Source organism: Candidatus Lernaella stagnicola (genome assembly GCA_030765525.1).
GTDB classification, from domain to species: Bacteria; Lernaellota; Lernaellaia; order Lernaellales; family Lernaellaceae; genus Lernaella; species Lernaella stagnicola.
Genome location: JAVCCK010000038.1, coordinates 131,879 through 154,384 on the forward strand (window position 1 = coordinate 131,879; position 22,506 = coordinate 154,384).

The window sequence follows — 22,506 nt, forward strand, 5'->3', positions numbered from 1 at the left end:
CGACTTTTAGGCATTTTCAAGTTTATCGTGAATGTAACTCACGACATTTGCGACGGTTTCCCACTCCTCGGCGTCGACGTCCGGAATTTCGATTTCGTATTCCTCCTGAGCCATGGCGACAAATTCCTCGAGGTCGTCAGGAGTCATACCCAAATCATCTGAAAGGAAGGCATCGTCGCTCAGATCCTCAACCTGGCACGAGAGTACATCACAGATGATTTCACGCACCTTTGTTTCCAGATCCATGTGCACCCTCTCCCGCGAGATACTACTGGTTGATGACCTCCATCAAGCGATCGTACGCGTCGCCGACGGTTTTAATAGACTGAGCCATATCATCGGGAATGGTGTCCAGATCGAACTCTAATTCGATGTCCGCGATCAGTTCCACCAAGTCCAGACTGTCGGCCCCGAGCTCTTTGATGAACTCAGTGTCTCGCTGCAGTTGGTCACTTTTCACGTTCAGTTTCTCGGCAATTAAGGCAATCAATTTGCTGTAGATTTCGTCGCTCATTGTTTCGCGAACTCCCTTGAAAGTTGAACCTTATTCGTTAGATACCTAACCCGCCATCTACCGGCACGATCGTCCCGGAAATGTATCCTGCCTCTTCACTGCAAAGGAAGCCGACCAGCGCGGCTACATCCTCTGCAACACCCATTCGTTGCAGCGGCACGTGTTGCAAGATGAACTCTCGTTGTTCGTTCGTCAAGTCTTTCGTCATCGACGATTCGATCATCCCCGGCGCGACCAAATTGACCGTGATCTGCCGCGCCCCCAGTTCCCGAGCCAGACTTTTGGCCAAGCCTTCCAATCCCGCTTTGCTCATCGCATAGGCGCTCTGCCCGGCGTTGCCCCGCCGGCCCACGATGCTCCCAAACAGCACGATGCGCCCGAAGTAATTGCGTAACATCGCTTTGGAGGCCAGTTTGGCTGTCAGATACGCTCCGCGCAGGTTGACCGCCAACAATTCGTCGAGTTCGGCCGGCCCCGTCAAGGCGATCATTTGGCTGCGCACGATGCCCGCCGCCGCCACCAAGGCGTCCAACCGCCCGCGCTCCTTGATGAACTGGCGCACGCTGCTGTCGATGGCTTCCGGGTCGACCACATCGAACTTTAGAGGCCAGGCTTCACCCCCGGCTGCCTGGATTTCAGCAATGACCGCTTCCGCGTGTTCCGCTTTTTGCCGATAATGTACGCCGACCCCATACCCGCGCCGGGCCAGTTCCCGCGCGCACGCACCGCCAATGCTGCCGGATGCACCTGTTACTAAGGCGATTCGCCTTTCGGTCATTCCAACTCCTTGGCTGCTTGTTCTAATTTGTCCGGGGTATCGGCCGCTAGAATTCGAATATCAGGTATCGTTCGTTTCGCCAAGCCGGAAATCACCGGTTTCGGACCCAGGTCGAGCAGCACATCGGGCTTGAAATGCGGCAATAGAGCCAGCGACTCGCGGAAAAGAACCGGAGAGTGAATCTGCGCTTCGAGCAGCAGAGCAACCGCGTCTGCATCTTTGTATGGCGCGGCGGTCGCGTTGGCGATCACCGGAAAACGCGGCTCGTTCGCCTTCGCCTCGTACAGGTCGTCCACAAACGCTTCGGCTGCCGGTTCCATCAACGGGCAATGGAAAGGAGCGCTGACGTCCAACGCGATCAGCCGCCTAGCCCCCATGTCCTTGAACATGCCCGCGATCTGCTTCAGCCCCTCGATGTGCCCCGAAACGACGATCTGCCCGGGGCAGTTGTCGTTGGCGACCCAAACACCGATGCCTTCTTCGCCGCCGAACTCTTCGCAAGCGCGATATACGTACTCGGTGCGCAAGCCGATAACGGCCATCATGCCGCCCACCCCGGCCGGCACTGCCGATTGCATGTAATGCCCGCGTTTGCGCACCAGGGCCACCGCGTCGGCCGGATCCAGAACGCCGGCGGCGACCAGCGCCGCGTATTCTCCCAACGAATGACCCAAGGCGGCCACGATCTTTGGTTGAGCCAGTTCCTGCAGCGCCAGCCAGGCGCCGATCTCGACGGTCAGCAGTGCGGGTTGCAGAATTTCGGTGAGGCACAGTTGTTCCGGCGGACCGGAAGCGAACAATTCACGCAGGGGCAGTCCACAAGCCTCTTCGGCCCTCTCGTACCATTCGGCGACGACCGGGAACCTCTCCGCCAGCTCCGTACCCATGCCGACGAATTGCGCTCCCTGACCGGGGAATAGCAGCGCGACCGACGTGGTCATGGGAATCCTTTACTCTTCGGCTTGCTCGATGATTTCGCGGCCCTTATAGAAACCGCAGGACGGACACACGCGATGCGGTATCATCTTTTCCTGGCAGTTCGGGCACGGAATCAGTGTTGCCGGTTTGGCCTTGCGTTGACCCGCTTTGCGCTTGGCGCCGCGGGCGTGGCTGATTTTTCGTTTCGGTACGGCCATGTCTCTGTCTCCGTTGGAATCGAACCCTTATGGGTCCGCCCATTTAATTACGTTTCATAATCCGTTGCAACGCCCTTGCAATCCGAATCACACAATAGCACTTCCGGCATCGCCAGGGCGACTTGTTCCAATACGGTGCGTCCCAAATCGATCTGCCGACCGTTATGGTAGCCGGTTCCGATGTCCTCGACCGCCTCCAAACCGTCGCCCGGTCGCGGCGAGAGCACCATCTCTACGGGCACGCTCAAATCGGCATCGAATTCGCCGCCGCAACGCCCGCACACAAAGCGCATGCCGAACGCCGCCGTCCCGCGTATCGAAACCAATTGGTCCAATCGTTCCAATCGGAGTCGGGCCACGCAGTCCGAGCAACGAATGATACTACCTTGTCCGCCCAACCATTGCCGCAGCAAGGAGCCCGGCACTGAAAATTCGACGGCATCGCCCGGCTCACTAATGCGGTGAATGAGGATTTTCATCCACACCTCCCCAGGCGGTGAAAACGGCAGTATACGCACGGGTTTTCGGGTGTCAACCAGTGTTGACACACCCCCAATCCGAGTCCGGCCACTCCATTCGGCTCAAGGGGCCACGGAGATATTAACATAATTCTCAATCCACTCGATGTTACCGAGGGCCGGTGCGAAGTCGGGATCAACGGCAAGCGCCTGCCGATAATATTCAACGGCCCGCGTGATATTTTCGCTTCCAGCCAGATTCTGCAGTTCCATATTCCCCCGATAAACCAACGAGATCGGATCTTCGGCGTCCTCGGGCAAGCGGCACCTTTCGTCGTTGAGTCGTTCATCGGATATCTGCCAAATCTCGTCGCAAACCCCGAGCCACTGCTCGATTTCCGGGAAATCGCGCTCCCGGTTACGCAGCGCAGCCCAAAGCTCTTTCTCAGCGGCGGGCGCGGGATCAGGCGCGGGGGAAGACAAACCAAGACGCTCTTCCACCAACCGTAGCAGCAGACCGGCCATCCGCACGTGGCCGACAGGCGTCAGATGGCAGTAATCGATAAACATGTCGAAACCGCAGATGCCCTCGCGGCAGGCGGTGGCAAAGGCGCGGTCCAGGTCCACAAATAACAGACCGTTGCGCTCGGCGGCGCGCTGCAAAATAAGCCGCACGTTCCGGTCGGCCCGAAACGCCATGTCGTGGTGATCGCGCGACGCAGCCAGCACCTTCGCGGCGCGTTCGCTTTCGCCGATCGCCCGAAGCGACAACCCCACGACTCCCTGGCGGCCGGACAGCTCGCCCGTCTCGCGGATCCACTCGTGCACCATCGACGCCGCCCGCTCCCGCTCGCCCAGGGCCGTCCGTGCCTGCACCATCATCCACAGAAACTTCTCCGGCGGCACCTTCGGGTCCTGTTCGAGTAGGCGGACGGCCGCCCGGAGGTGGCTGCCCGCTTCTTCAGGGCGGCCCGCCTGCGTAAGAGCCAGGCCCAACAGCAGTTCCAACGCCGCGTCACGGCGCTCGCGAAAGACCTCCCGGATCAGGTCGACGGCCTTCTCGGGCCGGTCATAAAGCAGCCAATGGCGCGCCCGAACCAAGCGGGGGTCTAGCTGAAGGTGATCGAACCACCACCAGTCCCGCACTTCAAAGAACGCCAGGTTGGAAGGCGGATGGCAGACGATCAATTCGGCACCGAGCCCGCGGACCGTGTCGGCGATCGTCTGCAGCGAGCGCGTCAACCGGTTGCTCCAAAAAGCCTGCCACTGCGGATCCAAATGCGTCGCCGGGATCGGCCGGCCCGCCTGCGGCGTTTCGTCCGTCTCGCGCCGGTTGGGGGAAAGCAGGCGCGCCAGTGCCGAATGCCGCTGCAACGAGTCCGTCGTTTCGATCATCCGCGGCGGCGCCATGCCTTCGGCGACCATGGCTTTGACGTCCAGCCGTTCGTTGTGCCCGAAAAGGGCCAGCACCAAATCCGGCTGCAACTGGGGGAGCACATGGCGCACGAGGTAAGCGTGTTGCGCGGCGGCGTAGCCGGTGACCGCTAGGTTGATGACCTGGATGTCGCGCTCGGCGTGTCGTTCGCGCAGCCATTTTTGCAGACGCCGCGCGTAGCTGACTTCCGCCGCCAACCCCATGCCGCCGGCCTGCGAACCGCCGAGAATCACCACGCGCACCTGCCCGGGCGGCTTGTCGCGCACGACCCATTGGTTCGCCTGATCGACACCGCTGAAGATCCAACCGGCCCGCCCGCCCAGTTCGGTTTCCACCAGAAATTGACGGTCGATATTCTGAAAAGGCAAAACGCTGTCGACGGCAAAGCGGTCGACGATCTCGTCTTCGCGGGATGTCCCCAGCGATTCCACGAGCTTCGCCGCGCCTTCCAGAACCAGCAGGCCCGCGACGACCGCCGCCAGCGCGTACAGCATTTTTCTTCTGCGTTTCATGGTTCGCGCATGGTAGCACATCCGCCGCGACGGCGGCTAAGCGAGGCGGCTTTCGAAACCTGCCGGACTGCGCCGTAGAACCCTTTTTTGACCGCCGACACGCATTTCGGGCTTGCATTCCGATCCCAATTCGCTAAACTTTTCGCCCTGATTTCCCTAAATCGGGGGGATCCGGCCAACTGGCCGAGTGTTGACAATGGAACCCCAGATATTCTGGGCCATCGTAGCTCAGTGGTGGAGCACCTCCTTGGTAAGGAGGGGGTCCCCGGTTCGATCCCGGGCGATGGCTCACCTCGCCCCACCCCTCGCGGGTGGGGTTTTTTTATTGAATCCGCATCCCGACTTTGCGTTTGTGTGCGCCCTTATCCCGGTACGTTTCGACTTGCTCGCGCTACAGTGCGGCCGACCTAGCATGTCGACAGCAAAAAAATCCGCGCCCCGCCTTCGGCGGGGCAAGGGTAAAAGAGTAAAAGAGCCCAAGGGTTATTCTAAGTCCCGGGAACATCGAAACCCTACGTAGGGGTTACGGACGTCCGGATAGTACCTGTTCCGAGCCGACGCGCGTACGCCCCGGGGAATATTGACCCAGCCACCACCCCGAAGCACGCGGGTCGAGTTATTTTGAGTGTTGATCGGGTTGCGCTCCGGCATCCGCGAGTACCAATTTTCGTCGAACCAATCCTCACACCACTCCCACACGTTGCCCAGCATGTCGTACAAACCATAGGCGTTCGGCTGCTTCTGGCCCACGGGATGAGTCTTTCTGCCGGAGTTGCCGTCGTACCACGCCACGGAGTCGAGGTCGGCGTACCGCACCCCCGTCGTCCCGCCGCGGGCCGCGTATTCCCATTCCACCTCGGTCGGCAGACGTTTGCCCACTTTCGCGCAGTAGCGGCGCGCTTCGGTCCAATTCACCGTTTCCACCGGGCAGTTGGCGCAGTTCTTGGAATGACTGGGGTTATCGCCCATCACGTGCTGGTACTCGGCCTGCGTCACCTCGTGGGTGTCGATGAAAAAGGCATCCACGTGCACCCGCTTGCTAGGTCTTTCGCTGTCGTAACACTTCCCATCTCGGGGCGAACACCCCATCGTGAACCACCCGCCGGGAATCTGAACAATGCCATCGGGCGCATCGTCGCCCTTGTTTTGCTGCGCGACCACGACAAAAATCACCACCGCGAGCGCCAGCGCGACGGCCACCGCCGCAAAAAACTTCACATGTCTCATCGAAACCCTCCACGGGGGGACCTTGAACAAATGCTGAGGTTACCGAGATAAATTTGAGGGAAAAGGATACATCGTCACAGTAGAAAATCCAACCGAACGCCGACAAGTGGTCGCAAACGGCGTGTGCGGCTGACCTTGCATGTCGACAGCAAAAAAATCGCCCCCGCCGACGGCGGGGCTAGGGTAAAAGGGTAAAAGAGCCCAAGGGTAACTCTTAACAGTCCCGGGAAATACGAAACCCTACGTTGCTGCCACGGTAGTCTGGATTGCCCCCGCCCCGAATCGACGCGCGCACATAGACAGCAAGATCGCCCCAGCTACCGCCGCGGACAACACGGGCACTCTCGCCGCGTTTCTGCTTCACCCAGGTGCTTCCGTTATCTGGCGCTCCGTCGTAGTTTTCGTGCCAGTCGTCCTCGCACCATTCCCAGACGTTACCGAGAGTATCGTACAACCCAAAGGCGTTGGGCTTTTTCAACCCAACTGGTTGAAGTTGGCCGTTGGAGTTCCCTTTGTACCAAGCGATCTCATCCAACGTTCCGTAACGTGAGCCTGTGGTGCCCGTTCGGCAGGCGAACTCCCATTCTGCCTCACTGGGCAAACGCCCACCCGCCCATTCGGCAAACGCCTTGGCGTCATCCCAGGTCACGCCGACTACGGGTTGTGTCGGCTGATTCCACTTTCGATCAGCCCAAAATTCTGGCTCTTTGGATTTTGGATTATCTGTTAAAAACCGGCCGTACTCCTCGTTAGTGACCGGGTAACGCCCCAAATAAAATTCGTTGAGCGTCACTGAATGGCGAGGCAATTCGTCCGACCAACGACGGACTTCATCATCCTCAGAGCGTCCCATCATGAATGACCCGCCGGGAATGTGAACCAACTCGACACCCCCAGGTTCGGTGTGGATGACCTTCTGCGTCGCCCGTTTTGCGGCCTCCTCCTTCTTCAACTTGAACCAGTTCCTTATCCTGTCGTCGGGGTGGCCTCTCAATTTCCCTGCGAGCGTTTCGACCGCCTGTGGATCGAGTCGGTATAGGATGCGCAAGGCGGTAAATTGCCTTTCCCAAAGACCACGGTCTTTACCGGCGGCTTTTACCAGCAGTTCGCGAAACGGCGCGGTCGAGATCTCCGCCGCATCGTCCAGGCACATCTCCACCATGTTGATGTTGTCACTGAAAGCCGGCAGCTTCACGACCTCGCGCATGAAGGGCTCGAACAGAGAAGGGTCTTCCAGCGCCAGCAGCAGCAGGGCAACCTCCTCCCACCAGCTTTCCCCGAAGTGCGAGGCCAGCTCCTTGATTACCTCGGGGTTGGAGAACGCCTGACTGCGGATTTCCCGTGCTGCTAGGTATTCCTGGAACCCCAGGTGCATGAAGCCATAGTGCTCCGTGTCCCAGCCGACAAGCAGGCCGCTTTGGTCGCGGATGGTCGATAGGAAATCATTTGCTGTGCCGCCTTCCCACCCCACCTTCTTCAACGCGGGATAAAGAACCGGTTCGAGTTCTTCTGCTGTGGCGTAAGTTCGCCCCTCCTTCTCGTGAAGCCATAGGGCTGCCGGTTGCAGAACTCTTCGCCCTTCCCGGGCGTCCACACCGATTTTCAGCCCCTTTGCCGCCCGCCAATATTCCAGCAGTACATCCACGCACTCTTCATACAAACGTGACCGCTTTTTCGGCATCGCACCCCGCTGCCGATGCACGAGGCACAGGTTGGTCAAAAGCAGCGGATTACGGGTCAGCTCAAATACACGCCGAGCGCGAAAGTCCGGTTGGCTCAGCCTGTCGATAAGATCTTCGGCCTTAGTTCTGGCGATGGACTCGCCTTGAACAGGGTCCTTGGCCTGTTGGACTTCTACTGCGCGGTACCAGTTATGTACGAACCGCGCCGCCTGGTCGGCGTTTAGGGGGCGGATGTGCATCTCCAGGAAATCTTCGGAGAGGCGAACCGTTTCGCTGTACCCAGCGTAGCGACTCGTCACTACAAAGCGGCAAGTGGGGAGCTCTCTGACAGCGTCGACGATCCATTTGGAGACCTGTTCGCGCTGGGCGAGATCAGCTACCTCGTCCAAACCGTCAAAAAGCAACAGGAGATTGCCGCGCCGGATCATCCGTTCCCCAAAACCGGCTGGCACTCCAAGGTGCTTGCCCTCGAACTGGCTTTGGATGAAGGCGTCCAACCCGTGGTTCAAATCTCTGAGTTCGCGTAAGGGCAGAAAGACGGGCAGCATATCCGCGGGCAACCCCAGGTCGGCGGTGCCCTTTCGCAAACACCAGAGGAGCAGCCGCTTGAGATGGGTGGTCTTGCCGGAGCCGGGGTCGCCGAGGATCACAACGCCCTTTCGCTTCCGCCGCTCCGATTGCCGGAACGCTTCAGGTAGTGCGATTTCAAGCTGGCGATCCTCGCAACCTCGCAGGCACTCCTCGGCGTGCTTGGCGCTGTAGAAAGCACCCTCGCCGAAGCCTCGGAGGTCCACCGTGGCGGTCAGGGGAACGTAGATGTCATCGATGTCGATGGGCACCTTGAGGTGGGTCACGAACCCCGCAACGGGGAGATGGCTGTGCAGGGATTCGACTTTGGCACAGTAAAGCCGGATGTCATCATCGACGGCAGGGTTGGTCTTACACGCAGACTCTGGTTTCTTCAGCTTCGCGGGGCCCGAATCACCGGCCTCTTCTTGGAGACGCCAATCCGTGAGGGCGGCCAAGACCCGCGTTCCAAGGGTCGTCTCATTAAAGTGAGCGGGCATCTGGTCCTCAGAAAACCTAGCCTTGAATGTCTCCAGCTTTTGTTGCTTAACCCATTTATCCTTGTCCTGATCGAACTCTTTTTGGGTGAACGGCAGTGAAGGATCGAGCACGAACATCAGGCGGTCTTTCCCGGCTTCTTTGGCAGCGTCGTATTCCATTTCCGTGATGGAGACTTTGCTTCCCTTTGGAATCCAGCCGTACCGCCAGGCGATGATCCCTACGAGCAGGTCGCACTCCGCCGCCATCTGGGTGCAGAATTCGACTGTAGGGCGGGTGCTGGCCGTGAACCACTCCATGCCCACCGGCAGCATACCAGCGGAGACAATCGCATCGTCGACCGTCTTCCGACGTTCGGCGTTGTCGATGAAGGTGCTGGAGATGAAAACCCTGTATTTTTTTTCGTCACCCATATCTTCTCCAATCCGTCGGTGGGAAAATATTTCCGCCCGCGCCTGCGGCGGGGCAAGGGTAAAAGGGAAAAAGAGCCAAAGGGTAACTCTTAACAGTCCCGGGAAATACGAAACCCAACGTCGTTGATACGGTCGACCGGAAAGTACCTGTCCCGAAACGACGCGCGCACACCCCCCGCAGTATCGCCCCAGCCACCGCCGCGGACAACACGGTACGCTGAGTTATCTTGAGTTAGTTGGGTTTCCCCTGGCATCTTCAAGTACCCTTTATCGTCATACCAATCTTGGCACCACTCCCAGACATTTCCGAGCATGTCGTGCAAGCCGAACTTGTTGGCTAACTTTTTTTCATCTTTGACCGGTTTCGTTTCTCTTCCGGAGTTGTCCGTGTACCATGCGATCTTATCGATCTCGCCGTAGCGTTCGGTCGTGGTGCCCGCCCGGCAACCGCACTCCCACTCCGCCTCGGAAGGCAACCGGAAGCCGGTCGCGCCTTCCACGAGCCGGACATCGTCCCCCTCGATCTCATACGCCGAGGCGTAGCCGAGCTTTTTCGAGAGCGCGTTGCAGAAACGAACCGCGTCCGGCCAACTGACCTGCTCCACGGGCCGGTTTTCCCCCTTGAAACGGCTTGGCTTCTTTTCCTCCTCGGCCACAGCTTCGTACAATCCCTGCGTCACCGGCACCTCACCCATCAGGAATGGCTTGGTGATCTCGATCCAACGAACCGGCTTCTCGTCGTTGTTTCTCCACCCACCCATGAGGAACAGCCCCGATGGAATCTTGATCATCTTGTACCGGATGTCCGTGCCCGGGATTTCCAACCACTCCCAGGGCTCGGGACCAAATTCAGTGATTTGTTTTTCTCGCGCCTGCTCGGCTTCGTCGTCACGGATAGCCGCCAATTCTCCTTCCAACCCCAACCGCTCGACTAGGTTGTCCCGCAGGTATAGCAGGTAGGTCATTCTCCAGAGGCGTTCACCTACCTGAAGTTGATTTTTGTAGAGTTGGTCGTGAATCGGTCTCAAGGGCGCATTCCGCTCAACTAGCCCTTCCAGGATGAACTCGGCCATACGCAGAATGAACGTTCCCACTTGGCCGAGCGCGGCGTTGAAGGCTTCGACACCTTCGTCCCATTTCCGCAGCAGCGCTTGCGCCGCATAGTAGTCCTGAACAATTTGGTGCTGGAAAACCAGTGGGCGAGAGGTGACTGCGGCCAGCGGGTCGTGAGGTTCCAGGTCAACAATGGGGCGCAGGTAGGCTAACGAGGCGCGGTCGAGTGCATCCAGGTATCTTTGATGATGCTTGAAGCATTCCACGATTTCAGACGGAACCTCTAAAATTGCCGGTTCATCCTGCTGATAAGCGGCCAAGGAGATATCCCGCAAGCACGCCTCGATCCCCTGAAGTTCAACGGACTTCACGTACCCCGCGTCAGCCGCCCGTTGCAGGAAGCGTCCGAGGTATTGCCTGAATAATTCACCCTTCGTCGTGATTTTGGCGAGGCCGCCGGTATGGTGCATCCATTTCACCATTCGGGCGAAGAAGCCGACGCAGCGCAATTCCTCATCTGTTAGCAGATTCCGCACTTGAGGGTTCTCGAGCATCTCCTCGCCGTAAAACGCGTTCACGCCCTCATCGTCGAAGGGCTCTAACTTGAACACCGCAAATCCGTCTTGGTGAAATTGGGGTACATTCACCTTCTCGAACCTGGAGGTCAGCACCACGGGGCAGCCGGAAAAGCGCTCACGTTTTGGGTCAAGCACTTCGTCGGTGATGGTCTTCTGCTGCGCGGGATCGCCGACCTGGTCCAGGCCGTCGAACAGGAAAACCACCCGCCGGTTGTCAACCAGGTCGGTGGCGATCTGCGATCTCAGGTCGACCGAGGCGGGCATTGCCTTCGGGATTAGCCCTCGCCACTCCGCAAGTTTTCGACCGTAGGGCACCGGATTCAGGGCGCTGCATTTGCAGATGACGGGCAGGTGTTCCATGGCGTCCTGACCGGACTCGCAGAGCGATAGTGCCAAGTGCCACAGCACCACACTTTTTCCGACTCCCGCTTCCGCCACGAGCAGAACCGACCGGCCGCTACGAATCGCCTCCTTCACCTCATCCAGGTTTGAACTGATGAATTGTTCACGACCAGCTTCCATTTCATTCCGCGCCGGCGGGGCGTACCGGCTGACCGGCTGCTCAACAAAGTGGAAGAGTTCCGGATGCTCCGGTGTGTTGCCCAGCGCTGTGCTTAGGTCGGCGCGGAGATCCTCAGCGTAATCCCCAAGGGCGGTCTCCAAGGAGAAAACTGCAAGGCGGCGCTGTTCAGTAGAAATGTCGGCGGCATCGTGTTTGCTCAGGAGTTTAACGAGCAGCATGGTTTGAAGCAGGTTGATTTCGGTGAGGAAATCCAGGTCCTCCTGAGTCTGTTCGCCGATCCCTACCAGCCGATTAAGCAGTTCCTCTTGCCTTCTCCCGGCTTCATCGTCGGAGAGCTTCTGCACGGCGTTTACGAACCCACGCAGTATCGGGAACTCTTTGAGCTGCTCTGCGCTCAATTCTTTTACAAAGGTCAACATCGCACCGAGATATTTGGGTTTGCGTTGAGGCAAGTTGCCGGTGGTTGAGGGCACTTTTTTCATCGATCCGCTCGCTAACGATAATTCGATTAATTTGTTGGCTGTCTAGAATTTACATAAGAAGATAGCAACAGAGGCCGTTTGTCAACATAACCGTATGCACACGGCTTTTTCATGATGAATAAATTGAAAGCCGGTGTGGTGCAGGGAACTCCCGCGTTGACGGCGGCGGCCAACCCGCCCACTATTGCCTGGGACCGAAAACGTTCCGCGAAGATCCGTTTGACGCCTTTGGAGGCGCCGCCATGAGATTCCGGCCGACCATCGTCGCGCTACTCTGCCTCGCCCTTTTCGCCGCGTGCGGTGCGGATAAACCCATGCCCGACCGCGAATCGGCGTTGTCGGCAGCGGCGGGTTCGCGTTTGGAACCAATCGTTTTGAAGGAATTGGCGCTCCCGGCCTGCGGAGCGCCGCAAACGCCGCCGGCCGGCTACGGGCAGTCGGAGGCGCGCTGGCTGGTCGCCCGGTTCGACGAAAACGACAGCCCTTTTCTAGGCTTGTACATCTATTTTTGGATCGACCGCTACCTCGTCGACGGCTGCTACTACCACAGCACCTACGGCGGTCTTTATACCAAGGACGGCGGGATGTTCGACAACCTGTTTGACGGGGCGCATGTCACCTCCACGCCGGTGGATTACGGCGCGGTGCCCTACTACGACGTGGCGGTGTTTCCGCTGCTGCGGGTGCGGCGCGATCCGGCGGACGAACGGCTGTTTCACATCACGGTCAACCATCCGGAATTCCAGGCGGAATTCGATATCGTCGTGGCCCATCGCCGCTGGTGGAACGAAACGTTTTTCTCCGATTACGACGCCTATGTAACCGGCGGTAATATCGACCACGCCGGAAGCAGCTACGAGGTGACCGGTCGCGCCACGCTCGAGCGCTGGTGGGACTTCGGGCCGTACGATCCGAACGATCCCGCCGGCGAGTTGGTGGAAGGGTATTGGCTGTACGAGCCCTTCTTTTGGACCGGCCCCGAAGGGCGCAAAGTGGCCTCGATCGTGTGGTTCAAGGAACGCCTGGGCGAACACGGGACGTACGAGTTTACGGTGGAAGGTGCCGTTTCTGAAGGGGAAAATCAGTGGGAAATCGTCTCCGGCGAGGTGAATTACGACTTCGCCGAGAACGCCGCTGCCGACGGCTATCTGCGCCGCCACACGACCACGCTGCACCTGGCGGGCGGGCGAACTTTTAGCTACGAAGTGAGCGCGGCGAAGGAGTACCGCGATCCCTTTCCCGGTGCCTGGAGCCGCTTCGCGCCGACCTTTTCCCGCAAGGCGCACACCTTTGCGCAGGGCAGCCTCGATTTCGACGGCGTTTCCTTCGACGGCGGCGGCGTTTGGGAATGGCAGGTTACGTCGGTGAATCCTTTGCCGTGACCTGACATTGCCGGCGCGGCACTATTCTCTTAACTCAGTTGTTTCCAATACTTACGCTTGGTGATACCGTTTTCGACGTAGGTTTCGACATGGTAGTTCCACGGGGCGGCGACGAGCGTTTCGTGCACCGGATTCGCTTCGTCTTGCTGGTAGCCGCTGAGGTGCACCGCGAAACCGCCGGGCCGCAAAACGCGTTCAATTTCAACCAGTTCGGCCTCCAGGTTCCAGCCGATGGCGCGGCAGGTCAGCAGGACGTCGGCAAAGTCGGCAGGCAGGGGAATCGCGTGCAGGAATCCGTCGATAGCCTGTATATTCAACACGTTACGCTCGCAAATTTGTTCGCGGAGATAACGCCGCATGCCCGAGGCGGGTTCAACGGCCATAACCAGCTTCGCCTCGGCGGCTGCGGGAAAGGCAAGCGTGCCGGGTCCGGCCCCTGCGTCGATGACAACCTTCCCGGCCAGCGGGGTGATTTTCGTGATTTCGGCGAGATCGACGCGGCCGGTCGAGCGCGCGAAAAAGTCCGGATGCTTGTTGTAGACGATCATCTCGGCGATCTCCCAGACGAGGCGATCGGCACAGGAAATTAGTGTCTTTCGGTCATCAACCGGCTGAAATAGTCGTAAAATCGTTGCCAGATAGGTTGCAATCGGCGGCCATTTGGAGACGAAATAGCGTCGCAAGGCAGGATTTGCGTGCAGGGTGACAGCCAATTCTCGCCGCGGCGCTCGCTCCGGAAGGTAGCCGATCTGGAAATCGTCGAGCAGGAAGAGGTCTTCAACACCCAGGTCCAGTTCGCCGAATGTTTCCCGCAACTGAGCTTCGTAACTCATCGCTCACTCCGTGGTTGAGGTACCCTAATGTAATAAAAAAATACCCGGCGCAACAACGCCGGGCTGAAAATAAGCAAGGGTCACGAATGAATCGTGATTGGGGTCTAGCTGATCTTTCCCTGCACAGCGTCGATCCGTTTTCGCAGGGAGTCGATTCGCTGCCGAATCGTATCCATCTCGGTGCGGGTCGGGATGTGCAAGGCTCGACAAACGTGGTCGAGACTGCCGTCCATGAACACCGCCATCTCTTTTCGGTTCGTGTTCATCCGCTTGAGGATATCGGCGAACGCTCGCGTCGCCTCCTCGCGGGTCACGGTGCCCTTGTCGACCAACGTGTTGGTGAAGGTCGAGATTTGGGCTTCGGTCCGGTTCATCGCTTTTTGGGCTTCATCCCAAAGGTGCGTAAGCAATTCAGGGACGATGTGACCGGACCCGCTATCCTGTTTGTTCGGTGCGTTCATGAGTTATTTCTTCCGGCCGGCTTTTTTGGCGGCTTTCTTCGGGGCGGCTTTCTTCGGGGCGGCTTTCTTCGGAGCGGCTTTCTTCGGGGCTGCTTTCTTGGCGGCCTTCTTCGGAGCGGCCTTCTTCGGAGCGGCCGGTTTCTTGGCAGCCTTTTTCGCCGGTTTCTTCAGCGCCTTGAGATCCTTCGAAAGCTGCGCGATGTCGGCCTTGACCGCCTCGAGCTCTTCACGACTCGGCAGGTTCAACGCCTGCATCGTGCGGCCCATACCATCGGCAAAAAGGGATTCCAACTCGCCGCGCGCTCTTTCGATCTGCTTGCGCACGTCGTCGAAAACTTTCTTGACGTCTTTGGTATCCAGATCGCCGGCACGCTTCATCAAGGTTTCACGCGCACGTTCGATGGCTTTTTCGGCCCGGTTGAGCGGCTCAGAGATGTTTTTGATGCCATCCATAATGAAACTCGGGATCAGTTCTTTCGCTTTGTCGACCATAACGGTCCTCCTTCGGGAAATATAAATAACTTACGCTTGATGTCAGAGAGATGTTCAACCCATCAAACTTGAGAAATAAATAACACGGTGCGTCATAGCTGTCAACAAATTTTTTACACACCGCGTCATAATTGAGGCTAATTAGATGATATTGCCGGTGAAATTTCTTGTTGTATCCAGAGCGTACTGTCTCGTTATACCGGTTTTCAGCCGGTCACCTCGACGATGGAATCCACCACAACACGATTTAATTCGTTGATCTGCGCCGGCGTCATCGCCAGCGGCGGCATCAGCACGATCACATCGCCCAAGGGCCGGATGATCGCCCCGCGACGCCGCGCCGCCAACGTCACTTGGTGGCCCATGCGCCGGTCGGCGGGATAGGGTTCGAAGGTCTCCGGATCGGCCACCAGTTCGATCCCGGCCATCAACCCCACCTGCCGGGTCTGCGCCACGTGCGGCAACTCCTCACAGGTGCGCAGACAATCCGCCAGCGCCTCGACCCGTTCCGGCACGATGGGCAGCGCCTGTTCGACGAGGATTTCCAGATTCGCCTTCGCCGCGGCGCAAGCCAGCGGATTGCCGGTGTAGGTGTGGCCGTGGAAAAAAGTCTTCTGCGCGGAAAGCGGCCCGAGAAAGGCTTCGTAAACCTTCTCGCTCACAGCGGTCGCCGCCAGCGGCAGGTAGCCGCCGGAGATGCCCTTGGCCATGCCCATCAGGTCGGGGACGACACCTTCGTGGTCGCAGGCGAACAGCTTGCCGGTGCGCCCGAAACCTGTGGCGACTTCGTCGACGATGAGCAGGATATCCAGTTCGTCGCAAAGCTCGCGCAGGCGGCGCAGGAACCCGGCCGGGGCCGGTCGCATGCCCCCGGCGCCCTGCATCAGCGGTTCGATCACGACGGCGGCGGCGGAGGCGGCCTGGTCGCGAAGGGTGGTTTCGATTTGCGCCCAGCATTGCTCGGCGAAGGCGTCACGGTCTCGATCCTTGGGCTGCAACGGCGCGAAAGGATAGGGCAATTGCGGCGCGTCGAACAGCAGCGGCTGGTAGAGCGAATGGAACAGATCGATGCCGCCCACGCTCACCGAGCCGATGGTGTCGCCGTGGTACGCTTCCTCGAAACAATAGAAGATGTTCTTTTCGGGCCGCTCGATATGCCGCCAATAAGCGAAGGCGATTTTCACCGCCACTTCCATCGCGGTCGCGCCGTTGTCGGAGTAGAAAATGCGTTCCAGGTCGCCGGGCAGATGCGGGGCGAGCGCGGCCGCGAAGTCGATCGACGCCTCGCTGCCCAGGCCCAACAAAGTGGAATGCGCGATTCGATCGAGTTGCTCGCGCAGCGCCTCGTCAATCTGCGGCACGCGATGACCGTGCACGTTGGTCCACAAACTCGAGACGCCGTCCAGGTAATGGCGGCCCTCGCTGTCGATTAAATGCACACCCTGCCCGCCGACGATGACGGGGAAATCTTCGTCCTGCCAGCCGCTCATCTGCGTGAAAGGATGCCATACGTGGCGACGGTCGAGACGGCGTAGTTCTTTAGTAGACCGCGACATGGACGCTCCCTTTCTGGGTGGTAAGTTATCAGCGTCGCATCGGGTCAAAGGGGTGTCAACCGACGCCGCGGGCAAGCGCCGCTGATTGCGCGGCGGTCGCTTTTCGGCTCTAATGGCGGCGGAAACAACCGGAGGCTTTCATGAGGCGAATCGCTTTTCTCACAATATTGCTCGCGCTGCTGTTTGCAGCGACCACCCTGCTTTGGCTCGGCTGCGACGACGCGGACGACGATGACGATGACGATGACAACGACGACGAGGACGACGGCTTCGCTTGTTACGCCCTGTGTTCGGAAGGGTGCCCGCGAGCCTCGGTTTGTTTTTCGCCGGAACTCGATCCGGAAGAGTGCCGCAAATATGCGGAAGAGCAGTGCGAGACCGAGGGCTGCACCTTGGTTGAATACGTGCTGGAGGAACGCTGCGAAACCTGTGCCGATTGTCTCACCCCACCGGAGTGGTTCGTAGACTAAACCCGCCGAATTCGGCGGGGAGCGGGGCGCGGGCTTTGATGCTCGCGGGGTGATTTCACGCTCCGCAAAGGAGTCGATCTGATGCGTGTGGCTCCGTGGTTACTGATCGTCTTGGTGGTGTTGGCCGCCGTCGTTTCGCTCACCGCCTGCGACGACGATGACGACGACGATAACGCGTCCGGCGACGACGACGATAACGACAACGATACCGCCGGCGATGATGACTCCCAAGATGACGATTCCCCCGACGACGACGATGATGACGACGACGACACCGGCGATGACGACGATGATGACGACGACGACGGCGACCCGCTGATCGGCCCGGTCGATATCGACGGCGACGCGGATTTGGAATATCTCTACGTGCGCACCGATACGGTGGGAACCTACCCGGACATCACCAACACCTACCGCGTGGAAGTACGCAACACGTCAACGAAGAAAGCCGAGTGGTGGCACGTCTACGAGATCCAGGGCGGTACGATGACCTTCCACTTGGCGGATCTGGACGCGGACGGCACTTTCGAGCTGATTGAAACGACCAACGTGACGAATCCGGCCTATGTGGGGCGCATCACCGTGCGCGACGGCAACCACAGTTTCATGGTCGCCTTCGACAGCGGCGAGCGCGCCAACGTCAGCCTCTATTCGGCGGGCGTTTGGGATATCGACTACGACGGCAACCCCGAGTTGTGCGTTAAGGCCAGCCCGCAATTCGGCGCGGGCGGTCGCGGGCGGCTTGAATGGTACGAAGCCGCGGAAGACTACGCGCTGATCAAGCAGGTTAACGCCGCGGTCGATCACTTTATCGACGTGTACGGCGCGAGCGAAAATCGCCTCAACGTCCCGGTGAATATCGCCGGCGACCGCAGCCGTCACTACATGACCGTCGAACGCTCTCTGGACGGATCGGATTGGTATTACGAACTGCGCGTGCGCCGGGCGGAGAACGACGCCGTGGTGTGGAGCAAGGATCACGGCCCGGTGCGCGGATTCATGTATTTCGCCCTGGCCGACGTGGAACTCGACGGCACCTGGGAGATTCTCGAAACGAAAAACTTCTACGACGCGACTTACCAGGAGTATTCCGGCAAGGCCGTCGTGTATGACGGTGACGAAGATTTCGCCGTCGTGTTCAACACGCAATTGGTGCAGGACGCCCACCTCTACGGATACGGTAACTACGACATCGACGCGAACGGATCGCCGGAAATATTGCTGATCGGCTACCCGGAATCGGGCGCGGGCGGCTTTTTGCGTTTTTACGAAGCGGCCGACGGCTATAACCGGATCAAAAACATTGAACTGAACACCGACTATTCCGGGTACCTGCTCACGCGCGGTCGCGGTGGACTCGCGGTGCCGGTCGATATCGACGGCGACGACGGCCTCGAATACGGACTGGTCACTTGGCGTTACACGGCAACCAACGTCGTCACCTACAACGTCGCCATATACGACAAGAACGGCGGTGCGGCGTTGTGGGAGGACACGTACAACCTCACCAACGGCACGGCCTATTTTCTGTTAAGTGATCTGGATCGTGACGACACCTACGAACTGGTCGAGCAATTCAATTTCACCCAGAACGACAAGGCGCGTCTGGCCTACGAGGGACGCGTCCTCGTGCGCGATGGTAACGATGGTTTCGCCGAAGTTTTCAACACGGGCCTGCTCGGCAACCGCCAGTTGTACGCCATCGGGGATTGGGACGTGGATCGCGACCACGATCCCGAGTTGTTCATTCGGTCGCGCGCCCGGCCGGATACCGGCGAAGAGCATTGGTGCCAGTGGTTTGAAGCGGCGGCGGATTACGACCGCATCAAGATCGTCAGCGCACCGGCGACATCCTTCGACTTGAGTTGCATCGGCTCGTATTTAACCGAATAAACGCCGCGCCGCGAATCCATTCTTGACACCACCGTGCGGGCCGCTAAGCTTCGCAAGCGCAAAACGCGGAGGATTTCATGGACGTTACGGTTATCGGTCTGGCCGGTTGCGGCAAGTCGTCGCTGCTGGCGGCGCTCTCGGGACAGGATCCCGCCGGCGTGCAAGTCGTGACCATCAAAGTGCCCGACCAGCGCGTCGAACGCTTGGTCGAATTGTATAAACCGAAAAAAATCACGTACGCCGAAATCCGCGCCCGCGAAGCGGCCTGGCCCGGCGCCGAGGGAAGCAAGCGCCGAAACGAATTCGAGCGCTACGTCGATCAAATCAAGGGGGCCAGCCTCTTCATCCATGTCCTACGGGCCTGCCAAACCCCTACGGAGGTCGAACCGGCGGACGCGCTACGCGACCTGGAAAAAATCGACACCGAGATGATCTTCGCCGACCTGCTCATCTGCGAGCGGCTTATCGAGCGCGACAACGTGCAACCGATGGATAACGCCCGCCGTCAGGCCGTGCACCACGCCAAGGAACTCCTCGAAGCCGAGCGCCCGCTGTGGGACGGCGACTGGGACGAGAACGAACTGCTCGCGCTCGGCGGCCTGAATTTCGTGACCTTGATCCCGCAAATGCTGGTGATCAACACCGCCGAAGGCAACGCCTCCGTGCCCGAGATTCCCGAAGCCAAACGCTTCGGCCGACACGTCGTGCCGGTGTGTCTTGAAGTCGCGGCCGAAGTGGCGACGCTGCCGGAAGCCGAACAGCAGGCCTTCGCCGAAGAGATGGGGTTGGGGGAACCGGCGGCGCACTTGATCGCTCGAGAAGCCTTCGCCCAACTGAACCTCATCTGCTTTTTCACGGTCGGCGAAACCGAAGTGCACGCCTGGCCGATTCCGGCGGGCATGATTGCCGTCAAAGCCGCCGGGCGCATTCACTCCGACATGGAGCGCGGCTTCATTCGGGGCGAAGTGGTGCCGCACGAAACGCTGCTCGAACTTGGCTCGCTCAAGGCGTGCCGGGACGTAGGTAAGCTGCGACTCGAAGGCAAGAATTACGTGCTGAGCGACGGCGAGATCATGCACGTGCGGTTCAATGTCTAAACGACCCCGCTAGTCACCGCCACTTTTTTCACGCAGGACGTTCAGCGTGTCCCGATGGTCGAACTTCGCGGCCACGTCGGCGGGCGTCAGGCCCTTTTTGTTCTTCGCGTTTTTATCGGCCCCGGCTTCGATCAAGATGCGCGCCGTATTCGCCAGGTCCTTCTTCGCGGCCAGGTGCAACGGCGTGTCGCCCGCATCGTTGGCGGCGTTGACCCGCGCGCCCGCCTCAAGCAGCACACGCACTTTTTCATCGGTGATGCGGGTGAGATTCAGGCCGACGGCGTCATCGGGCACCGAGCCGATCCGCATGCCCTCGTTGGTGAAAATCGCGGTCGGTACGCGCGAAACCGCATGGTTCACGGCGGTGTGCAGCGGCGTCCACCCGTTGGGCGTGGTGAGGTTGGGGTCGGCGCCATGGCGGATCATCAGCCGCATCAGGTCGGCATCGCCGGTTTCGCGGGCCAGTTCGTGCAGAATGCCGCTGCCGTTGCTGGTGCGCACGTCGACCTTCGCGCCCGCTTCGAGCAGCCACACAGCCATTTCCTTTTGAAAATGCGGCACGTAAAAAAGCGGCGTGCGGCCGAAAGTGCTGGCGTGGTTGACGTCGGCGCCACCCGCCACGAGGGCGCGCGCAATTTCGGCATGCCTGCCTTTGATCGCGTAGATCAGCGGCGTCTCGTTCAGTTCGGCGACCACGTCGGGGTCGCTTCCCGCGGCCAGCAAGCGCTTCACTTCGGCCAGGTCCCCGGCCCGCACCGCGCGGTGCAATTCAGGCATGGAGCCCGTCGGCGACGGCGGCGCTTCTTTCTTACAGGCCGGCAGCAGCATCAACAAAACGAGCAGCGGCAGTGCGATGATCCATCTAGTTCGCATCGGCGATTCCCTCCGCCTTCAGGAAAGCAGTAAGATGATCGGCAATCAAGAGGTGACCGGCGTCGTTGTAGTGGCAAACGTCTTTGTGCAGCAGCAGGAGCTCGGCTTGATCGGTCGGGAAAACCGGTACAAATCCAAGCCGTCGCCGGTACGCCTCGAACACCACGGGCTGAACGTCGAAATAGAAGACGTGTTGGTTGGCGTCGGCCAAGGTCTGCATCACGGCGAAATACGGGCGAGTCTGCTCGCCGACCGCAGGGTCGAGGCTCGCTTGCGAGCAAAACACCAGCCGCGCGCCGATCCGCGCCGTCTCCGCCACAAACGCTTGCAGGTTTTCGGTGAACTCCGGCAGCGGCACGCGTCGCTTGACGTTGGGGTGCTGCGGGTTGACCGCGTAGGGGCTGTAGCCCATCAAGCGCCACATCACCCGGCGCCACGCCTGCACGATTTTGCTGCGCGAGAGCCAATACAACGCCTTGACCTCCGGGCGATGGTTGCGGGCCGCCATCTCGCGATCCGGCGCAAAGCCCGGCCCGCGGTCGTTGAAGGCGTGCGAGGCGATCACGACCGCCGGAATCCGCTGCGCGCTCACGCGTCGAAACAACACCAACGACTGATGCGAGGTGTAGCCGCCGGTGGCGAAATTGGCGACGGTCCACCCGGGCAGGCGCGGGGCGAGTTCGTCGGGGAAATTCGTGCTCGCCTTGTGATTGGTGAGAATCGAGCCGCCGAAGGCATAGATCAAGCGTTCGGACGCGGCGCGCTCCGCTTTGGCCAGGGGATCCGCGAAGCCGAAGACCGGCACCCAGAACAGCTCGGGGTCTTCGGCCCAATCCTCCCCGCCGAGGCCGTAGAAATAGGTGTGAACCGGCTCGGGCATCGCCACGTGCAGCACCAGTTCGAGCACGATGAGCAGGCCCAGCAAGACGAGCCAGTGGCGGCCGTGTCGTCGCAGATGAACCGTGAGCAAAGCGGGCACGGTTTCAGCCCAGCGCGGCGGCGAGTTCGGCGACGGTTTTTTCGAGTGTGGGGTGCCGCCAATCCGGCGCGATTTCGGCCAGCGGCACCAGAACGAAAGCGCGGTTGTGCATGTCGGGATGAGGGACCATGCAATTGGGATCGTCGATCACCAGGCTATCGAAGAGCAGCAGGTCGAGGTCGAGGCTGCGGTCGGCGCCTTGTTCGATACGCAAGCGGCCTTGTTCGGCTTCGATGGCGAACAGCGCGGTGAGCAAAATCATCGGCGGCAGCGCGGTTTCGACAATCACGCAGGCGTTGACGAACCGGTTCTTGGCCACCCCACCCACGGGATCGGTTTCGTGCAGCGTGCTGCGCGCAATGACCCGCGTGCGCGGCAGTTCGTCCAGGGCTCGCATGGCGGCCAAAACCGACGCGTGCCTCTCTCCCAGGCTGCTGCCGATACCAATAGCTGCTTTAGGCATAGAGGGAAATTAACACATTTGCGAACACCGCGCATCAGCAAAGTTGGTTCCGCGCCTACGGTCGACGTTCTGACGACGCCGACTCGCTGCGCTGCCACTTTACGCATCACCCCGATTGATTAAGGTTGGTGGCCCTCGACCCTTCCCTCGA

At 59.7% G+C, this 22,506-nt stretch carries 21 protein-coding genes and 1 tRNA gene; 5 read left to right on the forward strand and 17 right to left on the reverse strand.

Going from position 1 to position 22,506, the window contains the following annotated elements; translation table 11 throughout:
• Positions 1-6: 6 nt before the first annotated feature.
• From P9L99_17595 to P9L99_17625, 7 genes are all read right to left on the reverse strand, one after another.
• Complete coding sequence (locus P9L99_17595) at positions 7-246, reverse strand: phosphopantetheine-binding protein (protein ID MDP8225180.1); 240 nt, start codon at positions 244-246, stop codon at positions 7-9.
• Between the two features lie 22 nt (positions 247-268).
• The gene (acpP, locus tag P9L99_17600) at positions 269-514 is read right to left on the reverse strand and encodes an acyl carrier protein (GenBank protein ID MDP8225181.1); all 246 of its coding nucleotides are present in this window, start codon (positions 512-514) and stop codon (positions 269-271) included.
• A gap of 37 nt (positions 515-551) precedes the next feature.
• The gene (locus P9L99_17605) at positions 552-1,292 is read right to left on the reverse strand and encodes a 3-oxoacyl-ACP reductase family protein (GenBank protein MDP8225182.1); all 741 of its coding nucleotides are present in this window, start codon (positions 1,290-1,292) and stop codon (positions 552-554) included.
• A complete protein-coding gene (gene fabD / locus P9L99_17610) occupies positions 1,289-2,233 on the reverse strand; it encodes an ACP S-malonyltransferase (GenBank protein ID MDP8225183.1) in 945 nt (314 codons plus the stop codon). Before fabD ends, P9L99_17605 begins: the two co-directional genes overlap by 4 nt.
• A 9-nt stretch (positions 2,234-2,242) precedes the next feature.
• A complete protein-coding gene (rpmF, locus tag P9L99_17615) occupies positions 2,243-2,428 on the reverse strand; it encodes a 50S ribosomal protein L32 (GenBank protein ID MDP8225184.1) in 186 nt (61 codons plus the stop codon).
• Positions 2,429-2,475: 47 nt separating this feature from the next.
• The gene (locus P9L99_17620) at positions 2,476-2,907 is read right to left on the reverse strand and encodes a YceD family protein (GenBank protein ID MDP8225185.1); all 432 of its coding nucleotides are present in this window, start codon (positions 2,905-2,907) and stop codon (positions 2,476-2,478) included.
• A 102-nt stretch (positions 2,908-3,009) separates the two neighbouring features.
• Positions 3,010-4,833: a hypothetical protein gene (locus P9L99_17625; protein MDP8225186.1), complete on the reverse strand. Its 1,824-nt coding sequence runs from the start codon at positions 4,831-4,833 to the stop codon at positions 3,010-3,012.
• 217 nt (positions 4,834-5,050) lie between these two features.
• Between P9L99_17625 and P9L99_17630 the strand changes: the two genes are divergently transcribed.
• Positions 5,051-5,122, forward strand: a tRNA-Thr gene (locus P9L99_17630).
• Between the two features lie 194 nt (positions 5,123-5,316).
• On the opposite strand, the gene P9L99_17635 is transcribed toward P9L99_17630, so the two are convergent.
• From P9L99_17635 to P9L99_17645, 3 genes are all read right to left on the reverse strand, one after another.
• A complete protein-coding gene (locus P9L99_17635; protein MDP8225187.1) occupies positions 5,317-6,060 on the reverse strand; it encodes a formylglycine-generating enzyme family protein in 744 nt (247 codons plus the stop codon).
• 214 nt (positions 6,061-6,274) lie between these two features.
• Positions 6,275-9,220 carry an SUMF1/EgtB/PvdO family nonheme iron enzyme gene (locus tag P9L99_17640; GenBank protein ID MDP8225188.1) on the reverse strand — a complete coding sequence of 982 codons (2,946 nt, stop codon included), beginning with the start codon at positions 9,218-9,220 and terminating at the stop codon, positions 6,275-6,277.
• A gap of 89 nt (positions 9,221-9,309) precedes the next feature.
• Positions 9,310-11,856: an SUMF1/EgtB/PvdO family nonheme iron enzyme gene (locus P9L99_17645; protein ID MDP8225189.1), complete on the reverse strand. Its 2,547-nt coding sequence runs from the start codon at positions 11,854-11,856 to the stop codon at positions 9,310-9,312.
• 242 nt (positions 11,857-12,098) lie between these two features.
• On the opposite strand from P9L99_17645, the gene P9L99_17650 reads away from it, so the two are divergent.
• Positions 12,099-13,238: a hypothetical protein gene (locus tag P9L99_17650; GenBank protein ID MDP8225190.1), complete on the forward strand. Its 1,140-nt coding sequence runs from the start codon at positions 12,099-12,101 to the stop codon at positions 13,236-13,238.
• Between the two features lie 29 nt (positions 13,239-13,267).
• On the opposite strand, the gene P9L99_17655 is transcribed toward P9L99_17650, so the two are convergent.
• From P9L99_17655 to bioA, 4 genes are all read right to left on the reverse strand, one after another.
• A complete protein-coding gene (locus tag P9L99_17655) occupies positions 13,268-14,071 on the reverse strand; it encodes a class I SAM-dependent methyltransferase (GenBank protein MDP8225191.1) in 804 nt (267 codons plus the stop codon).
• A gap of 104 nt (positions 14,072-14,175) precedes the next feature.
• Positions 14,176-14,532 carry a phasin family protein gene (locus P9L99_17660; protein MDP8225192.1) on the reverse strand — a complete coding sequence of 119 codons (357 nt, stop codon included), beginning with the start codon at positions 14,530-14,532 and terminating at the stop codon, positions 14,176-14,178.
• A 3-nt stretch (positions 14,533-14,535) separates the two neighbouring features.
• Positions 14,536-15,024: a phasin family protein gene (locus tag P9L99_17665; protein ID MDP8225193.1), complete on the reverse strand. Its 489-nt coding sequence runs from the start codon at positions 15,022-15,024 to the stop codon at positions 14,536-14,538.
• Between the two features lie 206 nt (positions 15,025-15,230).
• Positions 15,231-16,580 (reverse strand): adenosylmethionine--8-amino-7-oxononanoate transaminase, encoded by a 1,350-nt coding sequence (gene bioA / locus P9L99_17670; GenBank protein ID MDP8225194.1) that lies wholly within the window; start codon positions 16,578-16,580, stop codon positions 15,231-15,233.
• A 140-nt stretch (positions 16,581-16,720) separates the two neighbouring features.
• Between bioA and P9L99_17675 the strand changes: the two genes are divergently transcribed.
• The 3 genes from P9L99_17675 (at position 16,721) to P9L99_17685 (ending at position 20,040) form a co-directional block, all read left to right on the forward strand.
• Entirely contained in the window at positions 16,721-17,050 is a 330-nt protein-coding gene (locus P9L99_17675) for a hypothetical protein (GenBank protein MDP8225195.1), read from the forward strand.
• 81 nt (positions 17,051-17,131) lie between these two features.
• Positions 17,132-18,943, forward strand: coding sequence for a hypothetical protein (locus P9L99_17680; GenBank protein MDP8225196.1), 1,812 nt, complete (start codon positions 17,132-17,134; stop codon positions 18,941-18,943).
• A gap of 77 nt (positions 18,944-19,020) precedes the next feature.
• A complete protein-coding gene (locus P9L99_17685; GenBank protein MDP8225197.1) occupies positions 19,021-20,040 on the forward strand; it encodes a DUF933 domain-containing protein in 1,020 nt (339 codons plus the stop codon).
• Positions 20,041-20,049: 9 nt separating this feature from the next.
• Here P9L99_17685 and P9L99_17690 read toward each other — a convergent pair whose 3' ends face one another.
• The 3 genes from P9L99_17690 to folK are packed head-to-tail and all read right to left on the reverse strand — an operon-like array spanning position 20,050 to position 22,355.
• Positions 20,050-20,913, reverse strand: a complete 864-nt coding sequence (locus P9L99_17690; GenBank protein ID MDP8225198.1) for an ankyrin repeat domain-containing protein — start codon at positions 20,911-20,913, stop codon at positions 20,050-20,052.
• Positions 20,903-21,892: a GDSL-type esterase/lipase family protein gene (locus tag P9L99_17695; protein MDP8225199.1), complete on the reverse strand. Its 990-nt coding sequence runs from the start codon at positions 21,890-21,892 to the stop codon at positions 20,903-20,905. Before P9L99_17695 ends, P9L99_17690 begins: the two co-directional genes overlap by 11 nt.
• Before the next feature lie 4 nt (positions 21,893-21,896).
• Positions 21,897-22,355 (reverse strand): 2-amino-4-hydroxy-6-hydroxymethyldihydropteridine diphosphokinase, encoded by a 459-nt coding sequence (folK, locus tag P9L99_17700; protein ID MDP8225200.1) that lies wholly within the window; start codon positions 22,353-22,355, stop codon positions 21,897-21,899.
• Positions 22,356-22,506: the final 151 nt, after the last annotated feature.

Excerpts from the sequence above, each read along its gene's own strand:
- P9L99_17595 (MDP8225180.1), bottom strand. The coding sequence starts at position 246 with ATGGATCTGGAAACAAAGGTGCGTGAAATCATCTGTGATGTACTCTCG.
- acpP (MDP8225181.1), bottom strand. The coding sequence starts at position 514 with ATGAGCGACGAAATCTACAGCAAATTGATTGCCTTAATTGCCGAGAAA.
- P9L99_17605 (MDP8225182.1), bottom strand. The coding sequence starts at position 1,292 with ATGACCGAAAGGCGAATCGCCTTAGTAACAGGTGCATCCGGCAGCATT.
- fabD (MDP8225183.1), bottom strand. The coding sequence starts at position 2,233 with ATGACCACGTCGGTCGCGCTGCTATTCCCCGGTCAGGGAGCGCAATTC.
- rpmF (MDP8225184.1), bottom strand. The coding sequence starts at position 2,428 with ATGGCCGTACCGAAACGAAAAATCAGCCACGCCCGCGGCGCCAAGCGC.
- P9L99_17620 (MDP8225185.1), bottom strand. The coding sequence starts at position 2,907 with ATGAAAATCCTCATTCACCGCATTAGTGAGCCGGGCGATGCCGTCGAA.
- P9L99_17625 (MDP8225186.1), bottom strand. The coding sequence starts at position 4,833 with ATGAAACGCAGAAGAAAAATGCTGTACGCGCTGGCGGCGGTCGTCGCG.
- P9L99_17635 (MDP8225187.1), bottom strand. The coding sequence starts at position 6,060 with ATGAGACATGTGAAGTTTTTTGCGGCGGTGGCCGTCGCGCTGGCGCTC.
- P9L99_17640 (MDP8225188.1), bottom strand. The coding sequence starts at position 9,220 with ATGGGTGACGAAAAAAAATACAGGGTTTTCATCTCCAGCACCTTCATC.
- P9L99_17645 (MDP8225189.1), bottom strand. The coding sequence starts at position 11,856 with ATGAAAAAAGTGCCCTCAACCACCGGCAACTTGCCTCAACGCAAACCC.
- P9L99_17650 (MDP8225190.1), top strand. The coding sequence starts at position 12,099 with ATGAGATTCCGGCCGACCATCGTCGCGCTACTCTGCCTCGCCCTTTTC.
- P9L99_17655 (MDP8225191.1), bottom strand. The coding sequence starts at position 14,071 with ATGAGTTACGAAGCTCAGTTGCGGGAAACATTCGGCGAACTGGACCTG.
- P9L99_17660 (MDP8225192.1), bottom strand. The coding sequence starts at position 14,532 with ATGAACGCACCGAACAAACAGGATAGCGGGTCCGGTCACATCGTCCCT.
- P9L99_17665 (MDP8225193.1), bottom strand. The coding sequence starts at position 15,024 with ATGGTCGACAAAGCGAAAGAACTGATCCCGAGTTTCATTATGGATGGC.
- bioA (MDP8225194.1), bottom strand. The coding sequence starts at position 16,580 with ATGTCGCGGTCTACTAAAGAACTACGCCGTCTCGACCGTCGCCACGTA.
- P9L99_17675 (MDP8225195.1), top strand. The coding sequence starts at position 16,721 with ATGAGGCGAATCGCTTTTCTCACAATATTGCTCGCGCTGCTGTTTGCA.
- P9L99_17680 (MDP8225196.1), top strand. The coding sequence starts at position 17,132 with ATGCGTGTGGCTCCGTGGTTACTGATCGTCTTGGTGGTGTTGGCCGCC.
- P9L99_17685 (MDP8225197.1), top strand. The coding sequence starts at position 19,021 with ATGGACGTTACGGTTATCGGTCTGGCCGGTTGCGGCAAGTCGTCGCTG.
- P9L99_17690 (MDP8225198.1), bottom strand. The coding sequence starts at position 20,913 with ATGCGAACTAGATGGATCATCGCACTGCCGCTGCTCGTTTTGTTGATG.
- folK (MDP8225200.1), bottom strand. The coding sequence starts at position 22,355 with ATGCCTAAAGCAGCTATTGGTATCGGCAGCAGCCTGGGAGAGAGGCAC.